This window comes from Thalassobaculum litoreum DSM 18839, assembly GCF_900102465.1.
Taxonomy (GTDB): Bacteria; Pseudomonadota; Alphaproteobacteria; order Thalassobaculales; family Thalassobaculaceae; genus Thalassobaculum; species Thalassobaculum litoreum.
The window spans coordinates 312,412-335,544 of the sequence record NZ_FNBW01000004.1; the positions used below are offsets into that span (position 1 = coordinate 312,412).

Below are 23,133 nucleotides of genomic sequence, written 5' to 3' on the forward strand. Positions count from 1 at the left end.
CTGACGGCCGTCTTGCCACCGGCTGAACCCGGCTTCGCTTTTGCTTTCCCGAACATCCCAATTGTCTCCGGAATATCCCTCTCGGCCATCATATAGCGTGTTCGCTGGGCGAGGGGAGAAGAATCCATGCTGCAACGCCAACCAGCATAGTGCCGGAGTTCTAAGGTAACGTTAACTATCCGCTGCCCGAACAGAATCGGCATTTGCCACAAGTACTCTTGAGGTGCCTACCCCCGGGCCACGCCCCAGAACCGGTCGGGTAGTCGCTCCAGGTCCTTCAGACCGGCCCTCTCGACCATCAGGGCCGCCTGCCGGTCGGCCGCCTCCAGGACCCCCGCCTCGTCGATCCCGACCAGCCGGCGCTCGCGCATGAGGATGCGTCCGGCGACGATGGTGGTGTCCACGTCGGCGCCGTTGGCGAAGCACGCCAGGCGGTAGAGCGGCATGGTCATCGGCACCATGTGCGGCTTGAACAGGTCGACCAGGATCAGGTCCGCCTGCTTGCCCACTTCCACCGAGCCGATCTGATCCTGCATGCCCAGCGCCGTGGCCCCGTCGATGGTCGCCATCTCCAGCATCTTGCCCGGTGGCAGGACGGCCGGATCGCGGAAGTGGCGGCGGTGGTAGTGCATCGCCTGGAACATGTGGCGGAACATGTCGTAGCCGCGATCCGGCGCGGTCCCGTCGGAGCCGAGGCCGACCACCGCCCCGGCCTCGATCAGCTCCGGCACCGGGCAGCGGCCGGTGATCGAACGGTTGGCCGACGGGTTGTGGGCGATCTTCGTGCCGGTCTCGGCGACCAGCCGGATCTCCTCGCCGTCCAGATCGACCGAGTGGCTCATCAGCGCGTCCGGACCGAGCAGGCCGAACACCTCGTGGGCGAGGCGGATGCTGCCCTGGCGGTGGCCGTCCTGGGTGAAGATCAGGCCCAGGCGCCGGGTCAGGTCGCGGGTGGCGGCGGCCTGGTCGCGCACGGTGTCGAGCATCGCGTCCTGCTCGGAGCCGCGGTGATGGACCGGAAAGCTGACGGCGATCTTCACCCGCCCGCCGGCCGCCCCGTCCCAGGCTTTCGCCACCGCCTCGCAGACCGAAAGCTGGGTGTCGAAGGAGACGGCGCGCTCCCGATACGACCCTGCCTCGATATTGGCGTAGGTCTTGGGGAAGGGCGGCCGGTTGATGCCGACCGCGACCACCGAGCGGGTGCCGAGCCGCTCGATCTCGCGGCAGTGGGCGTCGGCGTAGATCGTCTCGTCGGTGCGCATCACGTCGTCGCCGCCGCCGAGATAGGACACCCCGGTGGTGGTGCCGCAGCGGATCCGCTCCACGGCGGACAGCGCCGCCTCGGCGGCCCAGAAGGCGGTATCGGACGCCACGGTATAGGCGGTGTGGCAGGTGCGTTCCCACTCGCCGTCGCCGGCGAGGCCCAGGGTCTTGATCAATCCGTGGCCGGCATGGGCGTGCACGTCGACGAATCCGGGCATCAAGGCCTTGCGGCTGGCGTCGATCACCGTCTCTGCCGGATGGTCGCGGGCGATTTCCGCGCGCGGGCCGATGGCGGCGATGCGGGTGCCGGAAATTGCGACGCTGGCACCCTCCAACACGCGCCGGTCGCCGTCCATGGTCACGACAAGGGCGTTGTCGATGCGAATATCGGCCATTGATCCAATCCGGTGCCTTGACGGGAAGGTTTCGGCTATCATGACATCGGGACCGCCGGCGACAAGCTCGGCCACACCGAGGGAGAATGCAGATGAAGTCCTTTTTTCTGCCGTTCGGCCGCGACGGGGTCGATCGTGCCCCGCTGGAGGCCGCCGTCTTGTTCGCCAAGCGGTCGAGCGGCCGCGTGCGGGCCACGTTCTATCCGCGCCCGGTCGAGAGTCCGCTGGTCGATCCCATGGGCGTCGGCATCATCGACTACGCCGACAAGGGACCGGATCTGGCCCGCGAGGCCGAGGAGGCGCTGGCCGCGATGCGCGCGCGAATCGACGCGCTCGGTCCCGACGGCGCTCTCGTCGACCTGAGCGATGAGCCGCTGCGGGCCCGGTTCGGCATCGGCGAAGCGGCTCGGCTGTTCGACACCACCGTCGTCGGCAAGAGCGAGGAGACCGACTGGCGCGCGGTGTTCGAGACCGCGCTGTTCGAAGGCGGGCGCACCGTGACCCTGGTGCCGGTCGGCTGGACCCGCGAATGCGGCCGCACGGTCGCCATCGCCTGGAACCGCAGCACCGAGACCGCGCGGCTGATCGGCCAGGCGCTGCCGGCGATCAAGTCGGCGGACAAGGCCATCGTCATCGAGATCGAAGGCTGGTCGGTGCCCGGCCCGGACGGGGCGGCGCTGGCCGACTACCTAAAGCTGCACGGCGTCGACGCCAAGGTGGCGACCGGCAAGCGCTCGATGCGCGGCCCGGGCATGGACGTGCTCGAAGTCGCCGAGGCGGAAGGCGTGGACCTTCTGGTGAAGGGGGCCTACACCCAGAGCCGGCTGCGTCAGATGATCTTCGGCGGGGCGACCAGCGACATCATCGCCGACGCGACGATGCCGGTGATTTTCGCGCACTGACCGGGGGAAACGGGCCGGGCCGGGGAGGCCCGGCTCCAATTAGGCTCAAAGGGGGGACGATGAGCGACCAAACGGTATTCGGCACCGACGGTTCCGGCGCGGAACCGGGGCCCGAGCGTGAGGCTCCGGCGACCGCGGCGGCGCCGGCGGCGGACGCGCCGCGCGACGATATGACCCGGCTGCTTGGCCAGATCGTCTCGCTGATGGGACAGTCGCCGGCGCACCGCCACATCTTCATCTCCGACTTGGAATGGCTGGTCCTGCCGCCGCTGACCAAGCGGCAGGTACGGATCTGGCGGCGCCGCACCGAACGCGGCGTCGCGCCGATGGTCTATGCCTCCTGGGCGATGGTGACCGAAGAGGTGGAGAAGCGCCTGCTGCAGGGTCAGAACCGCCTGCGCCCGAACGAATGGGACGGCGGCTCCATCCCCTGGCTGATCGACCTCGTGGCCCCCTATGGCGGCGGTGACGCGGCGCTGAACGAGCTGGTCGACCAGACCTTCGGCGGCAAGGCGATCAAGGCGCTGGTGCCGACGCCGGGCGGCGGATTCGCGGTGCGTCAGATCCAGCCGAGATCGGCCACTCAAGAGAAAAAATAAAGGCCTGTGCAGCGGATGCCTGCATCTTGCATTGTTGACATTCCGGGCGCCGGGTTGTGACACTCGCGCCTCAATCAGAAGACTACCAAGCCCTGAACACAGGGAAATCTCATACCGCATAGGGAGGAAACGATGCGGAAATCACTGGTCGCCGCGCTCGCGGCGCTTACTGTCAGTGCGTTCGCCGCAGGCGACGTCGACGCCCGCACCCTGAAGTTCCAGGCGAGTTCGAGCCCGGGTGACTGGGCGCACCGCTTCATGACCGAAGGCTGGCAGCAGAAGGTCGGAATCATGACCGGCGGCGAGATCGAGGTCGAGGTCCTGGCGACCAAGGCCGTCGTGCCGCACCGCGAGACCGTGGACGCCGTGGCCAACGGCATCCTGGACGGCGACATGAACGCCGTTTCCTACTTCGCCGGCCGCGACCCGGCCTTCGGCATCATCGGCGACCTGATCGCCGGCTACGACACGCCGCACCAGGTCCGCGACTTCTGCCACGAGGGCGGTGGCAAGGAGATGCTGCAGAAGATCTATGACACCCACTGGCCGGATGCGATCCACGTGATCGGCTGCGGCCCGTACACCAAGGAAGCACTGGTCTCGACCGTGCCGATCAAGGGTGTCGAGGACCTCAAGGGCATCAAGATCCGGTCGCCGGAAGGCCTGGCCGCCGACGTGTTCCGCCTGGCCGGCGCCTCGCCGGTGTCGATCCCGTTCTCCGAGGTCTACACCTCGCTGGATAAGGGCATCGTCGACGCCGCCGACGCCTCGGCCTTCGTGAACAACGAAGCCTCGGGTATGCACAAGGTCGCCAAGTTCCCGATCTATCCGGGTATCCACTCCATGGCCGTCCTACAGTTCATCGTGAACAAGGACGTCTGGGACGGGCTGAGCGAAGCCCAGCAGACCATCCTCGAGGTCTGGTACAACGCCGCCTACATCACCATGCTGCGTCAGGCCGACCTGCAGGACCGCGACCTGGTCGCCGAGCACAAGGCGAAGGGCGACATCACGATCATCGACTGGTCGAAGGAAGACCGGCAGAAGTTCCGTGAGATCGCCGTCGAGGCGTGGGAGAACGCGGCCGCGAAGTCGGATCTGGCCCGCGAGGCGCTGGATACGCATCTGGCCTACATGAAGCGGATCGGTCTGCTCGACTGATCCGACACGCTGACGATCCGGGAGTCCGCGCGGCTCCCGGATCGCTTCACGTTCAGGCGGCGGCGCGCGCTCGCCTGCATATTTTCATGCGCATGTGCTGCGTGTCCCTGAAAGCGGTTCGATGAATTCAGCCATCAATAAGTTCAGCCAGTTCACCGGCCTTGCGGTCGCGCAGCTGTATTTCCTGTGCGGGGTGATCACGCTCTACGAAGTGATCTCGCGCTACGCCTTCCATGCGCCGACCCAGTGGGCGTTCGAGATGGTGATGGTGTTCTGCGCCACCGCCTGGATGCTCTCGGCCGGCTACGTGACGCTGAAGAACCGGCACATTGGCATCACCGTCTTCTATCTGATGGCCAGTGACCGGGCGAAATGGCGGCTGGATCTGTTCGCGCTGATCGTCGGCGTGATCGCGCTGTTCCTGTTGACCAACGACTCGATGGGGCGCGCCCTGGATGCGATCAGCAATGTCGAGCGCGCCGGTACCGCCTTCAACTCGCCTGAGCCGCTGATGCTCAAGACCGCGCTGTTCCTCGGCGCGACGATCTATCTGCTGCAGCTGCTGGCGAACTTCTACCGTCATGTGAGCAGTCCGGCCGCGCGGCTGGCGATCGTGGTCGTCTCCACGATCCTGATCGGCCGGCTGGTCCTTCTGCTGATCGGTCACTATTGGGAAGGCTTCATTCTGGCGGAATGGGCCGATTCCGCGACAGCCTCGGTCGCCGAGGGCCTCGACCTGCGTCAGCTCATCAACATCCGCGCCTATGACATCGGCACCGTCAGCATCGGCATCGTCATCACGCTGCTGCTGCTGATGATGACCGGCATGCCGCTCGGCGTGGTGACCCTGATCATCTCCATCGTCTGTGCGTTGCTCTTCTTCGGACCGAAGGGTCTGTATCTGGTCTCGACCAACGCCTTCGGTCTGCTGGAATCCTATCCGCTGATCGCGGTGCCGCTGTTCGTGCTGATGGCCTCGATTCTGGAGAAGGCGGGCATCGCCGAGGACCTGTTCGACGCCATGTCGATCTTCGCCGGCAACCTGCGCGGCGGCGTGGCGGTACAGACCGTGGTGGTGGCCGTCATCATGGCGGCCATGTCCGGCATCATGGGCGGCGAGATCGTCATGCTGGGCCTGGTGGCCCTGCCGCAGATGCTGCGCCTGGGCTACGACCGCAAGCTGTCGATCGGCACGATCTGCGCCGGCGGCTCGCTCGCCACGCTGATCCCGCCGTCGATCATCATGATCGTCTACGGCCTGTCGGCCCAGGTCTCGATCGGCGACCTGTTCATGGCCGGCGCCCTGCCGGGCCTGCTGCTGGCCTCGTTCTACATCATCTTCGTGCTGGTCCGCTGCTATCTGAATCCGAGCCTCGCCCCGACCGCGTCCGAAGTGGCGGCGCGCGACGACGTCGAGCATAAGCTGTCGTCCAACCGCTCGGTCGCGGTCGGCCTGTGTATCCTGCTCATCGCCTGCGTCATGGGGTCGATCTACGGCGGCATCGCCAGCGTGACCGAGGCCGCCGGCGTCGGCGTGTTCGGCTCGATCGTGGTCGCCGCGGTGCGCATGCGCTTCAACTGGTCGATGCTGCAGGAGGCCCTGACCCAGACGATGGCCACCGTGGGCACGATCATCTGGCTGATCCTCGGCGCGGTAAGCTTCGTCGGCATCTACAACCTGGTCGGCGGCGGCGAGTTCATGCGCAGCCTGTTCTCCGGGCTGGACCTGCCGGCCATCGGCATCATCCTGGTGATGATGGCGATCCTGGTGGTGCTCGGCACCTTCATGGAGTGGATCGCGATCGTGTTCATCACGGTGCCGATCTTCGCCCCGGTGGTCGTCGACATGGCGCCGGAACTGGGACTCGATCCGGAATGGGCCGCGGTGTGGTTCGGTGTGCTGTTCGTCATGAACATGCAGATCTACTTCCTGTCGCCGCCCTTCGGACCGGCCTGCTTCTGGCTGAAGTCGGTGGCCCCGCCGGATATCGAGCTTCAGGAGATCTTCGCCGCCGTCATCCCGTTCATCGGTCTGCAGATCATCGGTCTGATCCTGGTGATGGTGTTCCCCGAGATCGCCCTCTGGCTTCCGCAAGCGCTGAGCTGAGCGGCATCGACAAGGAGAATGTGAAATGGCTCCCGATACTGAAGACGACAGCAAGGCCTTCGGGCTGTGGCCGACGATCGCCGGCTTTGCCTTCGCGGCGGCGATTTTCGTGTCCATGTTCGTCATGGCGACGGGCTTCGCCTGACCGCCGAAGGTTACCGAAATAAGACCCGGGCAGGGTGCGCGCCGACCCCAATAGACGTTGATGTGCGTTTGTCGGATCGAGCGGTGTGACTCTTGCCCGGGCCCCGGCCTGCGACCCGGTTTTCCTTGCGTTCCACTCAGAACGTGTTGAAATGCCAGCAGTTGGAACCGCAAAGCTCGGTTCCACAAGCGCGTCTGCACAGCGGTCCGGGGGCGGGGCGTCCCTACCGACAGTGCCTTGAGACGAGGCGACGGAACACGATAAGGAGATGGATATGCTTCATAAAATTCTGGGGGGAGCCAAGCCGTTCTTCGCCGCTGCGGCGATGATGAGCCTGGCGGCCTGTGCGGGCTTCCAATTGGACAACGCGCGCGGCCTGACCCCGACTGGCGACGCCTTCAGCAAGGCGCTGTACCAGGAGTATCTCACGCTCTCCGAGATGGAGTTCGCCGAGGGCGACTACGAGGACTCCGACGTTTTCGCGTCCGCCGCCATCGCTGCCGCGAACGGCACGCCGACGGACCCCGAGGCGCTCGACTCCCGGGTCATCCCGGCCGAGCACAAGGGTGCGCTGTCCGAGGCGCATCGCCGGCTGACCGACGCGCTCGCCGCCGGCGCCGCCACCAAGGTGCCGGAGGCTTCGGCCCGCGGCCAGGCCATGTTCGACTGCTGGATGCAGGAAGCCGAAGAGAATTTCCAGCCGGCCGATATCGCCTGGTGCCGTGACCGCTTCAAGGTCGCCATCGAAGCGATGGAAGCCGCCGTCGGCGAGCAGCCGGTCGCTGCCGCTCCGCCGGTGACCTTCGCGAACTTCACCGTGTACTTCGACTTCGACAGCAGCACGATCACGCCGCAGACCCTGTCGACGCTGATCGATGCCGCCGACGCTTCCGACGAGATGGGGGCCTCCTCGATCACCGTGTCCGGCTATGCCGACCGCTCGGGTTCCGAGGAATACAACATGGCCCTGTCGGAGCGCCGGGCGAATGCCGTGGCCAACGAGATGCGCAGCCTTCTCGGTTCCGGTGCGCCGTCGATGATGACCGAGGCCTTCGGTGAGAAGAACAACAAGGTCGTCACGCCGGACGGCGTGAAGGAAGCGAAGAACCGCCGGGTCAAGATCGAGATCCGCAAGTAAGCGGTTCCGGTCCGGCCGATCCGGCCGATCGTGAAATCAGGGAGGCGGACGGGAAACTGTCCGCCTCTTTGCTTTTGGCGGCCGCCCTTAGCTGACGGCTACATCAGCGGGCCGCGCGACGGCGGCGTCTCGCGGAACTCGGGGCTGTCGGCGACCGGCGAGGCATGGTGATGCACCAGCTTCCAGCCCACACCTTCCTTCACGAAGGTATTGGTGGCGGCGAGCACGCCCTCCTGCAGCACCTCGTAGCCGAGCACGCAGGCGACGTCGCCGTAGAGGAAGGCCCGGGCGCTGCGAAACTCGACGGTGGGCGAACCGGGATTGCCGAGGATCGTCACCCAGCTCTCCATCACCTCCTCGCGGCCCATCAGCGGCCGCCACCCGGGATGCACGCAGGCAATCGGCGCGTCGCGCGACCAGAGCTCCTCCATGCTCTTCAGGTCGCGCATGGAAAAGGCCAGATAGAACGCCTCGTTGGCGAACAGCACCGCGGCTTCCTGGCTCATCGCGCTTCCCGTCCCCTCGTTTTGACCGGCTCGGACCCGGTCGCCTCCCGGTTGTGGTTATAGCATGCGGGCCGGCCCATGCCAGATGCCGGCGCGGTGATCACGCGGCATCGGCGAAGTAGCGGCCCGGGGTCACGCCGAAGGCCTTGCGGAAGCTGGCGACGAAGGCGCTCGCCCCCTCGTAGCCGAGCCGGTGGGCGATGTCGCCGACCGCCTCGCCGAAGGACAGCCACTCCACCGCCTTCATCAGCCGCGCCTGGCGCAGCCACGCCCGGTAGCTGAGCCCCGTCTCCGCCCGGAAGTGCCGCTCGAAGGAGCGCTGGGAGAGGGCGGCGCGCCGGGCCACGTCCTGCAGGCTGATCGCGCTGGCCGGATCGGCGGCGAGATCGGCCACCGCCCGGCGCAGCCGCTCGGAGGTGGGCATCGGCAGGTGCAGCGGCGAGACCGGCTCGGTGGCGATCTGGTCGATGATGACGGCGGCGATTCGGCCGGCGGGACCGTCGGCCACCACCGGATCCCGCGGAAAGGCCATATAGGCCAGGATCAGCTCGCGCAGCAGCGGCGAGATGCGGATCACCGAGGGCGTGGCCGGCGCGTCGCGCACCGCCTCCGGACGGAAGTAAAGGAAGCGCAGGGAACTAGGCTGCAGATAGGTCGTGGCGTGGACCATGCCCGACGGCATCCACAGGGCGCGCTCCGGCGGCACCACGAAGCTGCCCAGCGCCGTCTCCACCGTCACCGATCCGGAGACCAGATGGAACAGCTGGTGGCGGGCATGGCTGTGGGGCTCGCCCCGGGTGTGCTTTTCCGCTTCGGCCGCATAGGCGATGACCGGGGCGGCGTGGTCGTCCTGGGCGGCGGCGGAAGCATAGACCGAGGGATGGATCATTTGGCGAGTCGTCCACATTCATTGACGATATACCGCTAACACGTACGGCCCGCCCGGGAGTAGTAGGAAATCCACCGCCTTCCTTACCCGTTCCGAGTGCCGCGATGTCTTACCTGTCCTCCACCGCCGACCCCAAGGCCGCCACCGGATGGCGCTCGCCCGCCGTGATGCTGATGATCATGGCCGCCGCCATGCAGCTGTCCTTCGCGGCCTGGTGGAACCTGATGAACAACTTCGCGGTTCATGAGCTCGACTTCACCGGCAGGGAGATCGGCATCCAGCAGTCGATCCGCGAGATCCCGGGGTTCCTGTCGTTCCTGGCGGTGTATTTCCTGCTGTTCATGCGCGAGCAGACGCTGGCCTACCTGTCGCTGCTGTGCCTCGGCATCGGGGTGGCGGCGACCGGGTACTTCCCGACGATCTGGGGCTTCTACCTGACCACCTTCGTGATGTCGGTCGGCTTCCACTACTACGAGACCGCGGCCCAGTCCCTGTCGCTGCAGTGGCTGCCCAAGGCGACGGCGGCGGCCAGCATGGGCAAGATCATCGCGGTCGGCGCCTTCGCCCAGCTCGTGGCCTATGGGCTGATCTTCATCGGCTGGGACAGCTTCAACCTGTCCTTCACCACGGTGTTCCTGATCGCCGGCTGCCTGACCCTGGTGGTTCTGGCCTTCCTGTTCGTGGCCTACCCGTCGTTCCGCGAAGGCGTGCCGCAGCACAAGAATCTGATCCTGCGCAAGCGCTACTGGCTGTACTACGCGCTGACCTTCATGGGCGGGGCGCGGCGGCAGATCTTCACGGTGTTCGCCGGCTTCCTGATGGTCGAGCGCTTCGGCTACGAGGTGCACGAGGTGGCGGCGCTGTTCTTCATCAACGGTGCGATCAACATGACGCTCGCCCCGAAGATCGGTCAGCTGATCGTGCGCTTCGGCGAGCGTCGCGCCCTGACCTTCGAATATGTCGGCCTGATCGGCGTGTTCACGACCTATGCCTTCGTCACCAATGTCTGGCTGGCCGGGGCGCTGTACGTGATCGACCATGCGTTCTTCGCCATCGCGATCGCCATGAAGACCTATTTCCAGAAGATCGCCGATCCGGCGGAGATCGCGCCGACCGCCGGGGTGTCGTTCACCATCAACCACATCGCCGCGGTGTTCATCCCGGTGACCTTCGGCCTGCTCTGGCTGGTCTCGCCGGCGGCGGTGTTCCTGGTAGGGGCGGCGATGGCGGGCGTGAGCCTGGTCCTGGCGCGGCTGGTCCCGTCGGCACCGGATATCGGCAACGAGGTCGACTGGACCCTGGGCTTCGGGCGCCGCAAGCCGCTCACGCAGCCGGCGGAGTAGGGCTCCCACCGTTAACACACTCCCCGGACTTGTTCCGGGGCAAGGGGTCCGCGTGACGGAGCCCGACCGGTGACGGTCCGGCGACCCGAGTCTTGCCCGGAACAAGTCCGGGGAGTGTGAGGATAAGCGCCACCCCGCCTCTCCCCCGTCTTCCCGGCCTCGCGCCGGGACCCAGCCGTCGGCCTGTTGGAGCGCCGGACATCGATCTGAACCGCTCCAGCGAGCACCACGCTCGATCCCGGCGCAAGGCCGGGAGGACGATCGGGAGGAAGGGGGGAACCTCTTTCCCCGCATTCCGGGGAGTGGAAGATCGGGTCCCCTACCGGTACCCGCCGTCGACCACGATCTCCTGGCCGGTGATCATCTCTGCGTCCAGGGAGGCGAGGAACACCACCACGTTGGCGACGTCGATGGCGGTGATGTCCCGGCGCATCGACTGGCGGGTCTTCAGCTCCGCCGCCGCGTTCTCGGTCAGCCACAGCTCGCGCTGGCGGTCGGTCAGCACCCAGCCGGGCGAGACGGTGTTCACCCGGATCGCATCGCGGCCGAGCTCGTGGGCGAGCGACTTGGTCAGTCCATGCACGGCGCCCTTGGCCGCGTCGTAGGCGCTGCGGCTGCTGTTCAGAGGGCGGTCGGCCGCCCCCAGATTGACGATCGATCCCCCGGCCCGCGAGCGCATGTCGGCAGCCACCGCCTGGGCGGCGAAGAACATCGGCCGGACCAGCAGGCTGAACCGGTCGTCCCAGTAGTCCGGGGTCACGTGCTCCAGGGTGTGGCGGTCGTCCTTGGCGGCGTTGTTGACCAGGACGCTGATCATCCCGAATTTGCGGCGGACCCGCGAGATCGCCTTCTTCAGCTCGTCCAGGTCGCGCACGTCGCCCTCGACGAAGACGGGCGGCGGGTTACCCTGGGCCCGGATCGTCTCGATCAGACCCTGGGCCTCGCGCTCGGCGATGTCGATGAAGCCGACATTGGCGCCCTGGGCGCAGAACCGGGTGACGATGGCCGAGCCGATGCCCGAGGCCCCGCCGGTGACGAACACGGTCCGTCCGGCGAGGTCGGCATACATCGTCTCGCGCATCGCCGCTCCGCGTCGTCAGTAGGTGGCGCGCCCACCGGAGCAGTCGAACACGGCGCCGGTGGAGAAGGACGCATCCTCGCTGGCCAGCCAGGCGACCAGATTGGCGATCTCCTCGACCAGACCGAAGCGACCCATGGGGATCTTCGACAGCATGAACTCGATGAATTCCGGGGTCATCTGGTCGAAGATGTCGGTCTTCACCGCGGCCGGGGTGATGCAGTTCACCGTGATCGGCGTGGCCGCCAGCTCCTTGCCCAGCGACTTGGTCAGGCCGATCACGCCGGCCTTCGACGCGGAATAGGCCGGGGCGTTGGGATTGCCCTCCTTGCCGGCGATGGAGGCGATGTTGATGATCCGCCCCCTGTCCTTCGCCCGCATGTAGGGCACCACCGCCCGGTCGCACAGGAAGACGCCGGTCAGGTTGATGTCGATCACCCGACGCCAGTCGCTGACCGGATACTCCCAGGTGGACGTGTTCGGCCCGGTGATCCCGGCCGAGGCGACCAGGACGTCGATCCGCCCGAACTCGCGCTCGACCTCCGCCGCCGCCCGGTCGATGGCGGCATCGTCGGTGACGTCGATGGTGGCGGTGTGGATCCGGTCCTCGGGAAAGAACCCGGCCACCTCCGCCAGCTTGGCGGCGTCGGCGTCCCACAGGCTGACCGAGGCGCCGGCATCGGACAGCCGCTTGGCGACGGCGAGGCCGATACCCCGCGCGCCGCCGGTGACGATGGCGCTCTGGCCGGTGAAGTCGTAGCTGACCATGGACGCCCTCCTCAGATCAGTCCGCGCTTGGCGAGGTTGCGCATCAGCGCGCCGGCCCCGAAGGTCCAGGGCGCGATCTTGTCCGACCGCCCCACGCGATTGACCAGGGCGCCGAGCCTGGGCGTGGAGATCGTCACGATGTCGCCGTCGGCATGGGTGAAGCCCTGGCCCTTTGCGCCCCGGTCCTGGGTCGGGGCGAACAGCGTGCCGGTCATCAGCACCACCCCGTCGGGATACTGGTGGGTCGCCCCGATGGTCTGGGACACCAGGTCGGCCACGTCGCGGCTGATCTTGCGCATGGAGGAATGGCCGTTCAGGACGAACTGGTCCTCCCCCTCGACCCGCAGGTCCAACTCGGCGGCGCGGACGTCGTCCAGGGTGAAGGCATCGTCGAACAGCCGCACGAACGGGCCGACCGCGGCCGAGCCGTTATTGTCCTTGGCCTTGCCGAGCAGCAGGGCGCTGCGGCCCTCGACGTCGCGCAGGTTCACGTCGTTGCCGAGCATGGCGCCGACGATCGTGCCGGCGGCGCTGACCACCAGGGTGATCTCCGGCTCCGGGTTGTTCCAGGTGGAGATCGGGTGCAGGCCGACATCGGCCCCGACCCCGACCGAGGACATCGGCGGCGCCTTGGTGAAGACCTCGGCATAGGGGCCGATGCCGACTTCGAGATACTGGGACCACATGCCCCGCTCGATCAGCGCGGCCTTCAGCGCCTCGGCCTCGTCTGAGCCCGGGGTGATCTTGGACAGATCGCTACCGATACTGTCGGCGATCTCCTGGCGGATGGTGTCGGCGGCCGAGGCGTCGCCCTTGGCCTTCTCCTCGATCACCCGCTCGATCATGCTCTCGGCGAAGGTGACGCCGCAGGCCTTCACCGCCTGCAGGTCGATCGGGCTCAGGAACCAGGGCTTGCCCGCGTCGCGGCCGTCGACCGGCGTGTTGGCCAGGATCTCGCCGACCGTGCCGACCTTCTCGCCGGCGGTCGTCTTGGCGATGGAGAGCGGGTTGGTGCTGTTCATCAGCTCCGAGCAGGTCGGAACCGTGGCGGTGATGTCGATGACGTTGTCGCCGCGCAGGACGACCAGCGCCGGTCCCCCCGCGCCATGGGCGACATCGGGACGCCAGACGCGGCCGACCAGGACCGCGGCATCGCGGTCCCGGGGCAGCACGGCGTCGACCGTGAGGTCGAGGTTCGGCATGGTCAGTCCGCCACCACTTTCTGGCGCTGCTCGCCGAGGCCGGCGATGCCCAGATACATCTCGTCGCCGTCCTTCAGGAATACCGGGTTCGGCTTCACGCCCAGGCCGACGCCCGGCGGGGTACCGGTCATGATCACGTCGCCCGGCATCAGCGAGAACATCTGGCTGCAGTAGTGGATGATGTGCGCCACCGAGAAGATCATGGTCTTGGTGTTGCCGGTCTGGAACCGCTTGCCGTTCACGTCGAGGAACATGTCCAGATCCTGCGGGTCGGCGACCTCGTCGGCGGTGACCAGCCACGGGCCGATCGGGCCGAAGGTGTCGCAGGACTTGCCCTTGGTCCATTGGCCGCCGCGCTCCGCCTGGAACTCGCGCTCGGACACGTCGTTGGCGACGCAGTAGCCGGCGACGTGGGACAGGGCATCCGCCTCGCTGACGTACTTGGCGTGCTTGCCGATGATCACGCCGAGTTCGACTTCCCAGTCGGACTTCTTGGAGTTGCGCGGCATGCGGACCGTGTCGTTCGGGCCCTGCACGGCGCTGGTCGCCTTCATGAAGACGATCGGCTCCTTCGGCGGTTCGGCGCCGGTTTCGGCGGCATGGTCGGAATAGTTGAGGCCGATGCAGACGACCTTGCCCGGCGCGCCGACGCAGGCGCCGATGCGCGGGTTGCCGGAGACGGTCGGCAGGCTCTCGATATCGGTGCCCTTGAGCTTGTCGAGGGCGCCCGCCGCGAGGGTGGCCGAGGACAGATCGTCAACGATCCCGGACAGATCGCGGATGCCGCCGGCGGCATCGAGCACGCCCGGCTTTTCCTGGCCGCTCGGGCCGTAGCGCAGCAGCTTCATGGTGGTTTCCCCCTGGTGTTTCCCGTGAGTTCACGATGTGGTTGAATCGAGGGCTTCGGCCTGCGAGCCGGCAGCGATCGAATTGTGGAGCGCGAGCGTCGCAAGCGGTCCGGAGAGTGTCAAGCTGGGGGGAACGGCGTTGAGTGACGAGAATCAGCATGTGGTGCTGCGCGGCCGGCCGGACCCGTCGGTACGCGCCGATCTGTTCGAGCCCGTCGAGACGGACATGCCGCGGATCGCCGACGGGCAGATGCTGATCCGGGTGATCTGGCTGTCGCTGGAGCCGGCCATGCGCGGCTGGATCGCCGACGCCCCGAACTACAGCGAACCGGTGCCGATCGGCGCGCCGATGACCGGCTTCACCGTGGGCGAGGTGGTCGACTCCCGGCACCCGGGCTATCCGGTCGGAACCATCGTGCAGGGCCGCCAGGGCTGGCGCCGCTTCGCCGTGTCCGACGGCAGCGACATCGACCGGGTGGTCGACCCGTCCCTGGCGCCGATCTCCACCGCCCTGCACGTGCTGGGCATGAACGGGGCGACGGCCTATGTCGGGCTGGTCGATGTCTGCCGGGTGAAGGCAGGCGACACGGTGGTGGTGACCACGGCGGCCGGCTCGGTGGGCTCGGTGGTCGGCCAGATCGCCAAGGTGATGGGCGCGCGGGCGGTCGGCGTCACCGGCGGCCCCGACAAGGTCCGCGCCTGTTTGGAGGAATTCGGCTTCGACGCGGCGGTCGACTACAAGGCGGCCGACGATATTGGCCCCGGCCTGGACGCGGCGGCGCCGGACGGGATCGACTGCTTCTTCGACAGCGTCGGCGCCGATCAGTTCGACGCGGTGCTGGACCGCATCAATGTCGGCGCGCGGATTGCCATCTGCGGCACCATCGGCATGCCCTCCTTCCCCCTGCCCATGGGCCCGCGGCCGAACCGGCAGTTGCTGGTCAAGCGGGCGCGGATGGAGGGGTTTCTTATCCTCGACCACTACGACCGCTTCAACGAGATCGTCGGGCGGCTCGCCGGCTGGTATCGCGATGGGCATCTCAAGTACCGTGAGGACGTGACCATCGGCCTCGACAACGCGGCCGACGCGTTGATCCGCCTGCTCAACGGTCAGAACACGGGCAAGGCGCTGGTACGGGTGGGGGCCGATCCATGAAGCTGTACGAGCGCCTCGGCGCGAACAACCTGTGTCCCAGTCCGATCGGCTACCGGGTCCGGATCGCGCTGGCGCTCAAGGGCATGGACTGCGCGCGGGTGCCGATGCGGTTCGCCGATGTGGACAGGCTGGAGGCGGAGACCGGGGCACGGACATGCCCCGCCATGGTCGACGGGGCCTCCCGCCTCACGAATTCCGAGGCCATCGTACGCTATCTCGACGCGGTGCAGTCCGGACGGCCGGTCTATCGCGACGAGGACCGGTATTTCGATCTGGCGGCGATCGAGCGAGAGCTCGGCGCGCGGGCCGGGCGGGTGATCGCCCCGTGGTTCATCGAGCGGCTGTGCCCGGAAGATCGGGACTACTATCGGCGCAGCCGGGAAGAGCGTTACGGCATGACCTTCGCCGAGCTGGTGGCCCACCGGTCGGCGTCGGAGCTGGACCTGGCCTTCTCGGTTGGACGGGTCGCCGCCAAGCTCGAACGCTCGCCGTTCTTCTCCGGCCGCGAGCCGGGATTTGCCGATGCGGTGGTCTATGGCTACCTGCTGTGGATCGAGCTTGCCGACCCCAGCGCGATGCCGGAACTGCCCGCCGACATGGCCGCCTGGTACGAGGCGCGGGATCTCGCCTGGCGCCGGGCCTGCCTGAAGCCGTTCGCGAAGGACGCATGATGACCGCCGGAACCGTCGCCATCGGCGTCGATTGGGGAACGACGAGCTTCCGCGCCTTCCGCTTCGGTGCCGAGGGCGAGATGCTGGAAGGGCGTCGGGCCCAGGCCGGAATCCTGGCGATCGATGCCGGGGAGTTCGAGGACGCGTTCGAGGAACTGATCGGCGACTGGCTGGACGCCGTCCCGACCGTCCCGGTGGTGCTGTCGGGGATGATCGGCAGCCGGCAGGGGTGGCTGGAGACGCCGTATCTCTCCTGTCCGGCGGCGGTCGACGACATCTCCGGCGCGCTCGTCCCGCTGACCCTGGCACGCGGCCGGGTCATCCATCTGGCGCCGGGTCTGTCCGTGCGCGCCGGCGACGGGGTCCCGGACGTGATGCGCGGCGAGGAGGTACAGATTCTCGGCGCCGTCGACCTGCTCGGCGCCACCTCCGCCACGGTCTGTCTGCCCGGCACCCATTCGAAATGGGCCGTCGTGGAGAACCGGCGGGTGACGTCGTTCTCGACCCACATGACCGGCGAGGTCTTCGATGTGCTGCGCCGGCACAGCATTCTGGGACGCGGCATCGAGCACGCGGCCTGGGACGACGCGGCGTTTCGGAAGGGCGTGGCCCGGTCGGGAGCCGCCGGCGGGTTGCTGCATCACCTGTTCGGGGTGCGCGCCGCCGGCCTGTTCGGGGATCTGGCGCCGGAAGCGGCGGGCGCCTTCCTGTCCGGCCTCGTCATCGGTCACGAGATAAGGGCGGCCGAACCGACCGGCACCGTCTATCTGGTGGGCGAGGAGGAGCTGGTCCGCCTGTATCGCGGGGCCCTGGAGACGCTCGGCCATAGGGGGGAGGCGGTGGCGGCACATGCCGCGGCTTGCGGGCTGTTCCTGATCGCCGACAGCCTCGCCCGCGAGGCCGGCCGATGACCGGTTTCGAATCCTATCTCGCGCGCTGCCCTCTGGTGGCGATCCTGCGCGGTGTGACGCCCGACGAGGTGGTCGATGTGGCGCTGGCGCTTGAGGAGCAGGGTTTCGCTATCGTCGAGGTGCCGCTGAACTCGCCGCGGCCGCTCGACAGCATCGCCCGTCTGGCCGCCGCGGTCGGGGATCGGCTGCTGGTGGGGGCCGGCACCGTGATCGAGCCGGACAGCGTCGACGATGTCCTCGCCGCCGGCGGCCGGCTGATCGTCATGCCCCATGCCGATGCCGCCGTGGTTGAACGGGCGAAGAGCCTCGGCGCGGTGGCGGTGCCGGGTTTCGCCACGCCGGGCGAGGCCTTCGCCATGTTGCGGGCGGGTGCCGATGCTCTGAAACTGTTCCCCGCCGAGGCGGCGCCGCCGCCGGTGCTGAAGGCGATGCGCGCGGTGCTGCCGAAGCAGGTCCCCGTGCTGCCGGTCGGTGGCATCATGCCGGAGTCGATGGAAGGCTATCTGCAGGCCGGCGCCACCGGATTCGGTCTGGGATCGGCGCTGTACAAACCCGGCGATACGGCCAGCGAGGTTGCGGAAAAGGCGAAGGCCTTCCAGGCTGTATGGATGAAACTCTCGTGTAGTGCCTGAAAAGGGATCGTTTTCCTATGAATGCATTTGATTGGCCGTCGCACATCCAGTTCGGCGTAAGTCTCTTTGCTCTCATCGCGCCTATTGTCGGTGCGCCGATCTTCATCTCGCTTACCACTGGCATGACCTCGCGTGGCCGGGTTCTCTGCGCCACCGTCGCCTGTCTGACGGCCTTTGTCGTGCTGAGCCTGGCGTATTTCTTCGGCGAGGCGATCATGCAGACCATGGGCACCTCCCTGCCGTCCTTTCAGATCGCCGGTGGCCTGATCATCGCCCTGACCGGCCTGTCGATGATGTCGGACAAGCACGTTCCGAGTACGGAGGACATCGAGACGGATTCCGGCGGCTCGGCGGTGCGGGTCGGCATATCGCCGATGGGTATTCCGATGTTCGGCGGCGCCGGCGCGATCACCAAGATGCTGCTCGAAGGCCATGAGACCATGGATCTCAGTCACGAGATCAGCGTCATTGCCATCCTGGCCATTGTGCTAGGCCTGAGTTGGCTGATCCTGGTGGGGCCGGATTGCTGGTCCGGTTCCTGGGCAAGAGCGGCATCCTGGTCATCGAGCGGCTCTTCGGTCTGCTCCTGATCGCCATCGGGGTGGAGATCCTGGTCACCGGCGTGCTCGGCCATGCCGACAAGTTCGCGCTGACCCACTAGAGACAAATCGCGATCAGATGAAACATCTGCTCGGGTGACTCCGTCGGCGGACGCTCAGCCCGACCGCGCCGCCCATTCTTCGGCGCTCCATTCTTCGGCGGTGATGGCGTAGCCCAGCACGGGAAAGTCGTTGTAGGTGGTTTCGCCCAGGGCGGTGAGGCCCACCGCCTCCAGCACCCGGGCGGAGGCGGTGTTCTGCGGCACGACGAAGGCCACGACCCGCGTAAGACCGGCGGTCTCGAAGGCATAGGCCAGGGCCGCGCGGGCGGCTTCGCGGGCATAGCCCTTGCCCCAGGCGTGCCGGGCGAAGGCGTAGAGTACCTCCACCTCCGACGACCGGTCCAGCTGGGCGAGGCCGGACTGGCCGAGGAAGCGGCCGCTGTCCCTTTCCTCCACCGCCCAGACTCCGAAACCGGAGGCCCATGCCTCTCGGAAGGTGGCGATCCGGCTTTCGGCGATCTGCTCGGCGAAAGGAATCAGGGCCTCGCCGCCGACCAGATATCGCACCACGTCCGGGTCGGCGCGCAGGGCGGCATAGGCCGGCTTGTCCTCGGGGGTGAAGCCGCGCAGACGCAGACGCTCGGTCTCGATGACCGGCACGTCGGCCGTCAGATCCGGGGTGGCAGCCATCGGGGCGACCTCTCTTGCATGCTTGTGGATGGGGCTCGATACTCGCGAACCCTTTCCCGATCAACCGGAGCACCCTCCAGAAATGGCGATCATCAACCGCATCGCGGATTTCCATGGCGAGATGACCGAGTGGCGCCGCGACTTCCACGCCAATCCCGAACTCGGCTTCCAGGAACAGAGGACCAGCGAGATCGTCGCCGCGAAGCTGGCCGAATGGGGCATCGAGGTGCACAAGGGAATCGGCAGGACCGGCGTGGTGGGCGTGCTCAGGGCCGGGAACGGCGACCGGCGCATCGGCCTGCGCGCCGACATGGACGCCCTGCCGATCACCGAGCGCACCGGCAAGGACTACGCGTCGGGCACCGACGGCGTGATGCACGCCTGCGGCCATGACGGCCACACCACCATGCTGCTGGGCGCGGCGAAGTACCTGGCGGAGACGAAGAACTTCGACGGCACCGTGCACTTCATCTTCCAGCCGGCCGAGGAAGGCCTCGGCGGCGCCTTCGAGATGCTCGACGACGGGCTGTTCGAGCGGTTTCCCTGCGAGCGGGTCTACGGCATGCACAACATGCCGAACATCCCGGTCGGCGAGTTCGCGATCCGCACCGGCCCGATCATGGCGGCCGGCGACACGTTCGAGATCACCATCCAGGGCCGCGGCTCCCATGCCGCGATGCCGCATCAGGGCGTCGATCCGGTGGTGGTCGGCTCCAACCTGATCATCGCCCTGCAGACGCTCGTCAGCCGCACGGTCAGCGCCCAGGACGCCCTGGTGGTCTCGGTGACCGAGTTCCATGCCGGCGAGGCGTTCAACGTGATTCCGGACACGGTCGTTATGCGGGGCACCTGCCGGACCCTGAACATGGAGATCCACGGCACTCTGGAAGAGCGGTTCCGCCGGGTGGTCGACGGCATCTGCGCCGCCCACGGCGCGTCGGCCACGGTCGACTACAAGGCGATCTTCCCGGTGACGGTGAATGCCGAGGACGCCACCCAGCACGCGCTCGGCGCCGCCCGCGCGGTGGCCGGCGACGGCCGGGTCCGCGACGAGATGACCCCGCTGATGGGCTCGGAGGACTTCGCCGCCATGATGGTGGCGGTCCCCGGCTCCTACATCCTGATGGGCAACGGGCCGGGCGCCTCGGTCCATCATCCGGAATACGATTTCAACGACGAGGCGCTCACCCACGGCGCCAGCTATTGGTCGACCCTGGTCGAACAGCGGCTCGCCAAGGCCTGAGCGGAGGAAAACCCATGCCCATCGTCAACCGCATCGCCGAATTCCACGACGAGATGACCGCGTGGCGGCACGACCTCCACACCCACCCGGAACTCGGATTCGAGGAGCACCGCACCAGCGACGTGGTCGCGGCCAAGCTCGAGTCCTTCGGCATCGAGGTGCATCGCGGCATCGCCGGCACCGGCTTGGTCGGGGTGCTGAAATCCGGCAGCTCCGGGCGCACCATCGGCCTGCGTGCCGACATGGACGCCCTGCCGATCCTGGAGCGCGGCGAGGACGACCGCCCGCACCGCTCGGTCAATGCCGGCGTGATGCATGCCTGCGGCCATGACGGCCACACCACCATGCTGCTGGGCGCGGCGAAGTATCTGGCGGAGACGAAGAACTTCGACGGCACCGTCCACTTCATCTTCCAGCCGGCCGAAGAGGGCAAGGGCGGCGGCGACAAGATGGTCCAGGAGGGCCTGTTCGACCACTTCCCCTGCGAGACCGTGTTCGGCATGCACAACATCCCCGGCATCCCGGTCGGCAGCTTCGCCGTGTCCGAGGGGCCGATGATGGCGGCGCGCGACAATTTCGAGATCACGATCAAGGGCCGTGGTTCCCACGGTGCGATGCCGCATCACGGCGTCGACCCGGTGCTGGTCGGCGCCCACATGGTGATGGCGCTGCAGTCGATCACCTCGCGCAACCTGGACCCGCAGAAGGCGCTGGTGCTCTCTGTGACCCAGTTCCACGCCGGCCATGCCTTCAACGTGGTGCCGGACGACATGGTGCTGCGCGGCACCTGCCGGGTGTTCGATCCCGATGTCCAGAACAGCCTGCCGGAGCGGATCACGAAGATCATGGACGGGGTCTGCGCCACCTTCGGCGCCACGGCCGAGCTGAACTATATCCGGGGCTATCCGGCGACGATCAACGACCCGGAGCAGGCGGAGGTCGCCGCCGGGATCGCCGACCGGGTGGCCGGGGCCGACCGGGTGGACCGCGCGCCGACCCCGATGATGGGGGCGGAGGACTTCTCCTACATGCTGAACCAGCGGCCCGGCGCGTATATCTGGGCCGGAAACGGCGACACCGCCGGCGTGCACCACCCGGATTACGACTTCAACGACGAAGCCCTGCCCCACGGCGCGAGCTTCTGGGCGCAACTCGTCGAGGACCGGCTGAAGCGGGCGTAATCTCGCTTGGGGCGACCACGGCGCGGCCCAGTCGGAGCGGATGGATTGCGGCAGGTCCGCGTGAGCGGTAGCCGTCACCACTGCAAACATCCGACGAAGCCCGGCCTTGTGACCGTCCCGCATCCGAAGCGCGATCTGCCGGTCGGCACGCTTCGGAGTATCGAGAGGCAGTCAGGCCTGAGGTTGAGGTGACGACGATGGTCTACTACGTGGGTATCATCCATCGACACGGTCATGGCCGATCCGGACTTCTCCGACGGCATGCCGGTTCCGGTGCGCGCGCCTGACGGCCGGGACGAGACGATCCGGATCAACCTGACGATCCGGCGCTCGGCGCTCGCGTCGATCGACCGGAACGCGGCGATGCACGTCCTCAGCCGCTCCGCCTACCTGGCCAAGGTGGGCACGGGGTCGTCTTAGCGTTTCCCTGCCGGCTGAGCCTCGCCCGTCACACCAAGAACTCCGGCAGTTCCAGCGTGCCGCGTGCCACCCAGCCGAACGGGTGGCCGTAGCCGTAGAAATCCAGGGTCTCGTCGACGAAGCGGGGGTCCTGCTTGATCGCCGCCTCGTAGGCCGCCCCCAGGGCGCGGAACCGCGCGTGCTTCGCCATGTCCGGCGCCCACTTGCCGTTGAGCTTGTCGAGAAACTCGGCCGTGGCGGCGTCGATCTCCTCGGGCGTGTTCTCCACCAGTTCGATGCCCATCGCCTCGAACTCAACGTCCCGGAAGGTGCCGGGCAGCCGGGCATCGAGGATCTCGCGGTAGGTGAGGAACCGGTCCTCGCCGATCCGCCGGTAGCGTTTGAACAGGGACAGGTCCTCGTTGTACGGCAGGTTCAGGTGCTCGAACGGCGTGTTGGTGCGCAGCGAGGTGTTGCCGAAGGCCGCCGCCACCCAGATCGGCCCGGAATTCTGCGCCGTCATGAACCGGCAGGCGGCACAGACATAGAGATCGATCCACCGCTCGTCCGGAAAGGCGTCGGGAAGGCTCAGATAGCCCTCGGGCGCGGTGTCCCAGATCTCCAGCCCGGGCTCGCCGATCCGCACGACCTGATAGCCCGCGTTGAGGATACGGCGTATCGAGCCGTCATAGCTGCCGATGGCGGCGGTTCGGTGGCCGTGATGCACCTCCTCCGGCAGATAGGCCATGGTGCGGGTATGAAACAGGGCGAGGGGGGCGGCCGGATCGATCCCGTGTTCGGACAGTCGGGCCTCGCCGCGCTCCCGCAGGTTGTCGGGCAGGGTGTAGAGAAACGGTTCGGTGCCCGTCGACATGGCGCGCCAGCATTCCACGATCAGCGTACGCGCCGACATGGCGAGCCAATGCAGGTGCTTCATGTCGATCAGCCCGCCATCGGTGGTGCCGAGCGACAGCACGTCGCGGAAATCGGTCTCCACCACCACGAAGCGGTCGTCCAGGCATTCGGTCAGCGCCCGGTTGGAGCCTGGCATGTCGAGATTGCCGGTGACGATCACGATCCGGCGGTACGTGTCGCCGTAGAGGGTGGCGAGCATCTGTGGCTCGATCACCAGATGCCCGAACCGCCGCCACTGGGCCAGCACGTAGACCAGGATCGGTTCGCCCGGCGTCAGGTGCGGGATCACCAGCGATAGCAGCCGGTTCAGCGTCTCCTGGGTGACCTGGCGCTCGGGCTGAGAGCCGGCGGGCGGAGGGCTGGGTTTCTGCATGACACGCTCCGCTCGGT

25 protein-coding genes are annotated in these 23,133 nt (G+C 67.3%); 16 read left to right on the forward strand and 9 right to left on the reverse strand.

Annotated features, from left to right (window positions below):
- Positions 1-227: 227 nt before the first annotated feature.
- A complete protein-coding gene (locus BLS34_RS08680) occupies positions 228-1,658 on the reverse strand; it encodes an amidohydrolase family protein (RefSeq protein WP_093149637.1) in 1,431 nt (476 codons plus the stop codon).
- 92 nt (positions 1,659-1,750) lie between these two features.
- Between BLS34_RS08680 and BLS34_RS08685 the strand changes: the two genes are divergently transcribed.
- The 5 genes from BLS34_RS08685 to BLS34_RS08705 all read left to right on the forward strand — a co-directional run bounded on the left by BLS34_RS08685 (position 1,751) and on the right by BLS34_RS08705 (position 7,710).
- A complete protein-coding gene (locus tag BLS34_RS08685) occupies positions 1,751-2,560 on the forward strand; it encodes a universal stress protein (protein ID WP_028793442.1) in 810 nt (269 codons plus the stop codon).
- A 59-nt stretch (positions 2,561-2,619) separates the two neighbouring features.
- Positions 2,620-3,159, forward strand: a complete 540-nt coding sequence (locus tag BLS34_RS08690) for a toxin-activating lysine-acyltransferase (RefSeq protein ID WP_028793443.1) — start codon at positions 2,620-2,622, stop codon at positions 3,157-3,159.
- A gap of 132 nt (positions 3,160-3,291) precedes the next feature.
- Positions 3,292-4,320, forward strand: coding sequence for a TRAP transporter substrate-binding protein (locus BLS34_RS08695; protein WP_093149639.1), 1,029 nt, complete (start codon positions 3,292-3,294; stop codon positions 4,318-4,320).
- 121 nt (positions 4,321-4,441) lie between these two features.
- The gene (locus BLS34_RS08700; RefSeq protein ID WP_093149641.1) at positions 4,442-6,427 is read left to right on the forward strand and encodes a TRAP transporter large permease subunit; all 1,986 of its coding nucleotides are present in this window, start codon (positions 4,442-4,444) and stop codon (positions 6,425-6,427) included.
- A 419-nt stretch (positions 6,428-6,846) separates the two neighbouring features.
- Positions 6,847-7,710 (forward strand): OmpA family protein, encoded by an 864-nt coding sequence (locus BLS34_RS08705; protein ID WP_175474160.1) that lies wholly within the window; start codon positions 6,847-6,849, stop codon positions 7,708-7,710.
- 98 nt (positions 7,711-7,808) lie between these two features.
- Here the strand turns inward: BLS34_RS08705 and BLS34_RS08710 are convergent, their stop codons facing one another.
- Together BLS34_RS08710 and BLS34_RS08715 are read right to left on the reverse strand one after the other, a co-directional pair.
- Positions 7,809-8,216: a nuclear transport factor 2 family protein gene (locus BLS34_RS08710; RefSeq protein ID WP_028793447.1), complete on the reverse strand. Its 408-nt coding sequence runs from the start codon at positions 8,214-8,216 to the stop codon at positions 7,809-7,811.
- A 100-nt stretch (positions 8,217-8,316) separates the two neighbouring features.
- A complete protein-coding gene (locus tag BLS34_RS08715; RefSeq protein ID WP_038013707.1) occupies positions 8,317-9,105 on the reverse strand; it encodes an AraC family transcriptional regulator in 789 nt (262 codons plus the stop codon).
- A gap of 104 nt (positions 9,106-9,209) precedes the next feature.
- Between BLS34_RS08715 and BLS34_RS08720 the strand changes: the two genes are divergently transcribed.
- The gene (locus BLS34_RS08720) at positions 9,210-10,448 is read left to right on the forward strand and encodes an MFS transporter (RefSeq protein ID WP_093149645.1); all 1,239 of its coding nucleotides are present in this window, start codon (positions 9,210-9,212) and stop codon (positions 10,446-10,448) included.
- A 319-nt stretch (positions 10,449-10,767) separates the two neighbouring features.
- Here the strand turns inward: BLS34_RS08720 and BLS34_RS08725 are convergent, their stop codons facing one another.
- The 4 genes from BLS34_RS08725 to BLS34_RS08740 are packed head-to-tail and all read right to left on the reverse strand — an operon-like array spanning position 10,768 to position 14,344.
- Entirely contained in the window at positions 10,768-11,529 is a 762-nt protein-coding gene (locus BLS34_RS08725; protein ID WP_028793449.1) for an SDR family NAD(P)-dependent oxidoreductase, read from the reverse strand.
- 15 nt (positions 11,530-11,544) lie between these two features.
- Complete coding sequence (locus BLS34_RS08730; protein WP_028793450.1) at positions 11,545-12,294, reverse strand: SDR family NAD(P)-dependent oxidoreductase; 750 nt, start codon at positions 12,292-12,294, stop codon at positions 11,545-11,547.
- An 11-nt stretch (positions 12,295-12,305) separates the two neighbouring features.
- Complete coding sequence (locus BLS34_RS08735) at positions 12,306-13,496, reverse strand: fumarylacetoacetate hydrolase family protein (RefSeq protein WP_028793451.1); 1,191 nt, start codon at positions 13,494-13,496, stop codon at positions 12,306-12,308.
- Between the two features lie 2 nt (positions 13,497-13,498).
- On the reverse strand, positions 13,499-14,344 hold the full coding sequence (locus tag BLS34_RS08740) for a fumarylacetoacetate hydrolase family protein (RefSeq protein ID WP_028793452.1): 846 nt from the start codon (positions 14,342-14,344) through the stop codon (positions 13,499-13,501).
- Positions 14,345-14,483: 139 nt separating this feature from the next.
- On the opposite strand from BLS34_RS08740, the gene BLS34_RS08745 reads away from it, so the two are divergent.
- Genes BLS34_RS08745 through BLS34_RS26650 form a run of 6 tightly spaced genes read left to right on the forward strand, consistent with a single transcriptional unit; the run spans position 14,484 to position 18,375 of the window.
- Positions 14,484-15,500: an NADP-dependent oxidoreductase gene (locus BLS34_RS08745; protein ID WP_093149646.1), complete on the forward strand. Its 1,017-nt coding sequence runs from the start codon at positions 14,484-14,486 to the stop codon at positions 15,498-15,500.
- Positions 15,497-16,171, forward strand: a complete 675-nt coding sequence (locus BLS34_RS08750) for a glutathione S-transferase family protein (RefSeq protein WP_093149647.1) — start codon at positions 15,497-15,499, stop codon at positions 16,169-16,171. Before BLS34_RS08745 ends, BLS34_RS08750 begins: the two co-directional genes overlap by 4 nt.
- Complete coding sequence (locus BLS34_RS08755; protein ID WP_093149702.1) at positions 16,171-17,082, forward strand: 2-dehydro-3-deoxygalactonokinase; 912 nt, start codon at positions 16,171-16,173, stop codon at positions 17,080-17,082. The genes BLS34_RS08750 and BLS34_RS08755 overlap by 1 nt, the downstream gene beginning before the upstream one ends.
- Entirely contained in the window at positions 17,079-17,714 is a 636-nt protein-coding gene (locus BLS34_RS08760; RefSeq protein ID WP_093149650.1) for a 2-dehydro-3-deoxy-6-phosphogalactonate aldolase, read from the forward strand. The genes BLS34_RS08755 and BLS34_RS08760 overlap by 4 nt, the downstream gene beginning before the upstream one ends.
- A gap of 17 nt (positions 17,715-17,731) precedes the next feature.
- Positions 17,732-18,304: a MarC family protein gene (locus BLS34_RS08765; RefSeq protein WP_093149652.1), complete on the forward strand. Its 573-nt coding sequence runs from the start codon at positions 17,732-17,734 to the stop codon at positions 18,302-18,304.
- Positions 18,241-18,375: a MarC family protein gene (locus BLS34_RS26650; protein WP_281241204.1), complete on the forward strand. Its 135-nt coding sequence runs from the start codon at positions 18,241-18,243 to the stop codon at positions 18,373-18,375. The genes BLS34_RS08765 and BLS34_RS26650 overlap by 64 nt, the downstream gene beginning before the upstream one ends.
- 54 nt (positions 18,376-18,429) lie before the next feature.
- On the opposite strand, the gene BLS34_RS08775 is transcribed toward BLS34_RS26650, so the two are convergent.
- Positions 18,430-19,005 (reverse strand): GNAT family N-acetyltransferase, encoded by a 576-nt coding sequence (locus BLS34_RS08775; protein WP_093149655.1) that lies wholly within the window; start codon positions 19,003-19,005, stop codon positions 18,430-18,432.
- A gap of 82 nt (positions 19,006-19,087) precedes the next feature.
- Here BLS34_RS08775 and BLS34_RS08780 point away from each other — a divergent pair, with 82 nt between their 5' ends.
- From BLS34_RS08780 to BLS34_RS08795, 4 genes are read left to right on the forward strand one after another with little or no spacing between them, the layout of a single operon-like run.
- On the forward strand, positions 19,088-20,248 hold the full coding sequence (locus BLS34_RS08780; RefSeq protein ID WP_093149658.1) for a M20 aminoacylase family protein: 1,161 nt from the start codon (positions 19,088-19,090) through the stop codon (positions 20,246-20,248).
- 14 nt (positions 20,249-20,262) lie between these two features.
- Positions 20,263-21,429 carry a M20 aminoacylase family protein gene (locus BLS34_RS08785; protein WP_093149659.1) on the forward strand — a complete coding sequence of 389 codons (1,167 nt, stop codon included), beginning with the start codon at positions 20,263-20,265 and terminating at the stop codon, positions 21,427-21,429.
- Positions 21,430-21,474: 45 nt separating this feature from the next.
- Positions 21,475-21,621: a type II toxin-antitoxin system HicA family toxin gene (locus BLS34_RS08790; RefSeq protein WP_281241203.1), complete on the forward strand. Its 147-nt coding sequence runs from the start codon at positions 21,475-21,477 to the stop codon at positions 21,619-21,621.
- A gap of 30 nt (positions 21,622-21,651) precedes the next feature.
- Positions 21,652-21,849 (forward strand): type II toxin-antitoxin system HicB family antitoxin, encoded by a 198-nt coding sequence (locus BLS34_RS08795; protein WP_281241205.1) that lies wholly within the window; start codon positions 21,652-21,654, stop codon positions 21,847-21,849.
- Between the two features lie 28 nt (positions 21,850-21,877).
- Here the strand turns inward: BLS34_RS08795 and BLS34_RS08800 are convergent, their stop codons facing one another.
- The gene (locus BLS34_RS08800; RefSeq protein WP_093149666.1) at positions 21,878-23,116 is read right to left on the reverse strand and encodes a TIGR04372 family glycosyltransferase; all 1,239 of its coding nucleotides are present in this window, start codon (positions 23,114-23,116) and stop codon (positions 21,878-21,880) included.
- Between the last annotated feature and the right edge of the window lie 17 nt (positions 23,117-23,133).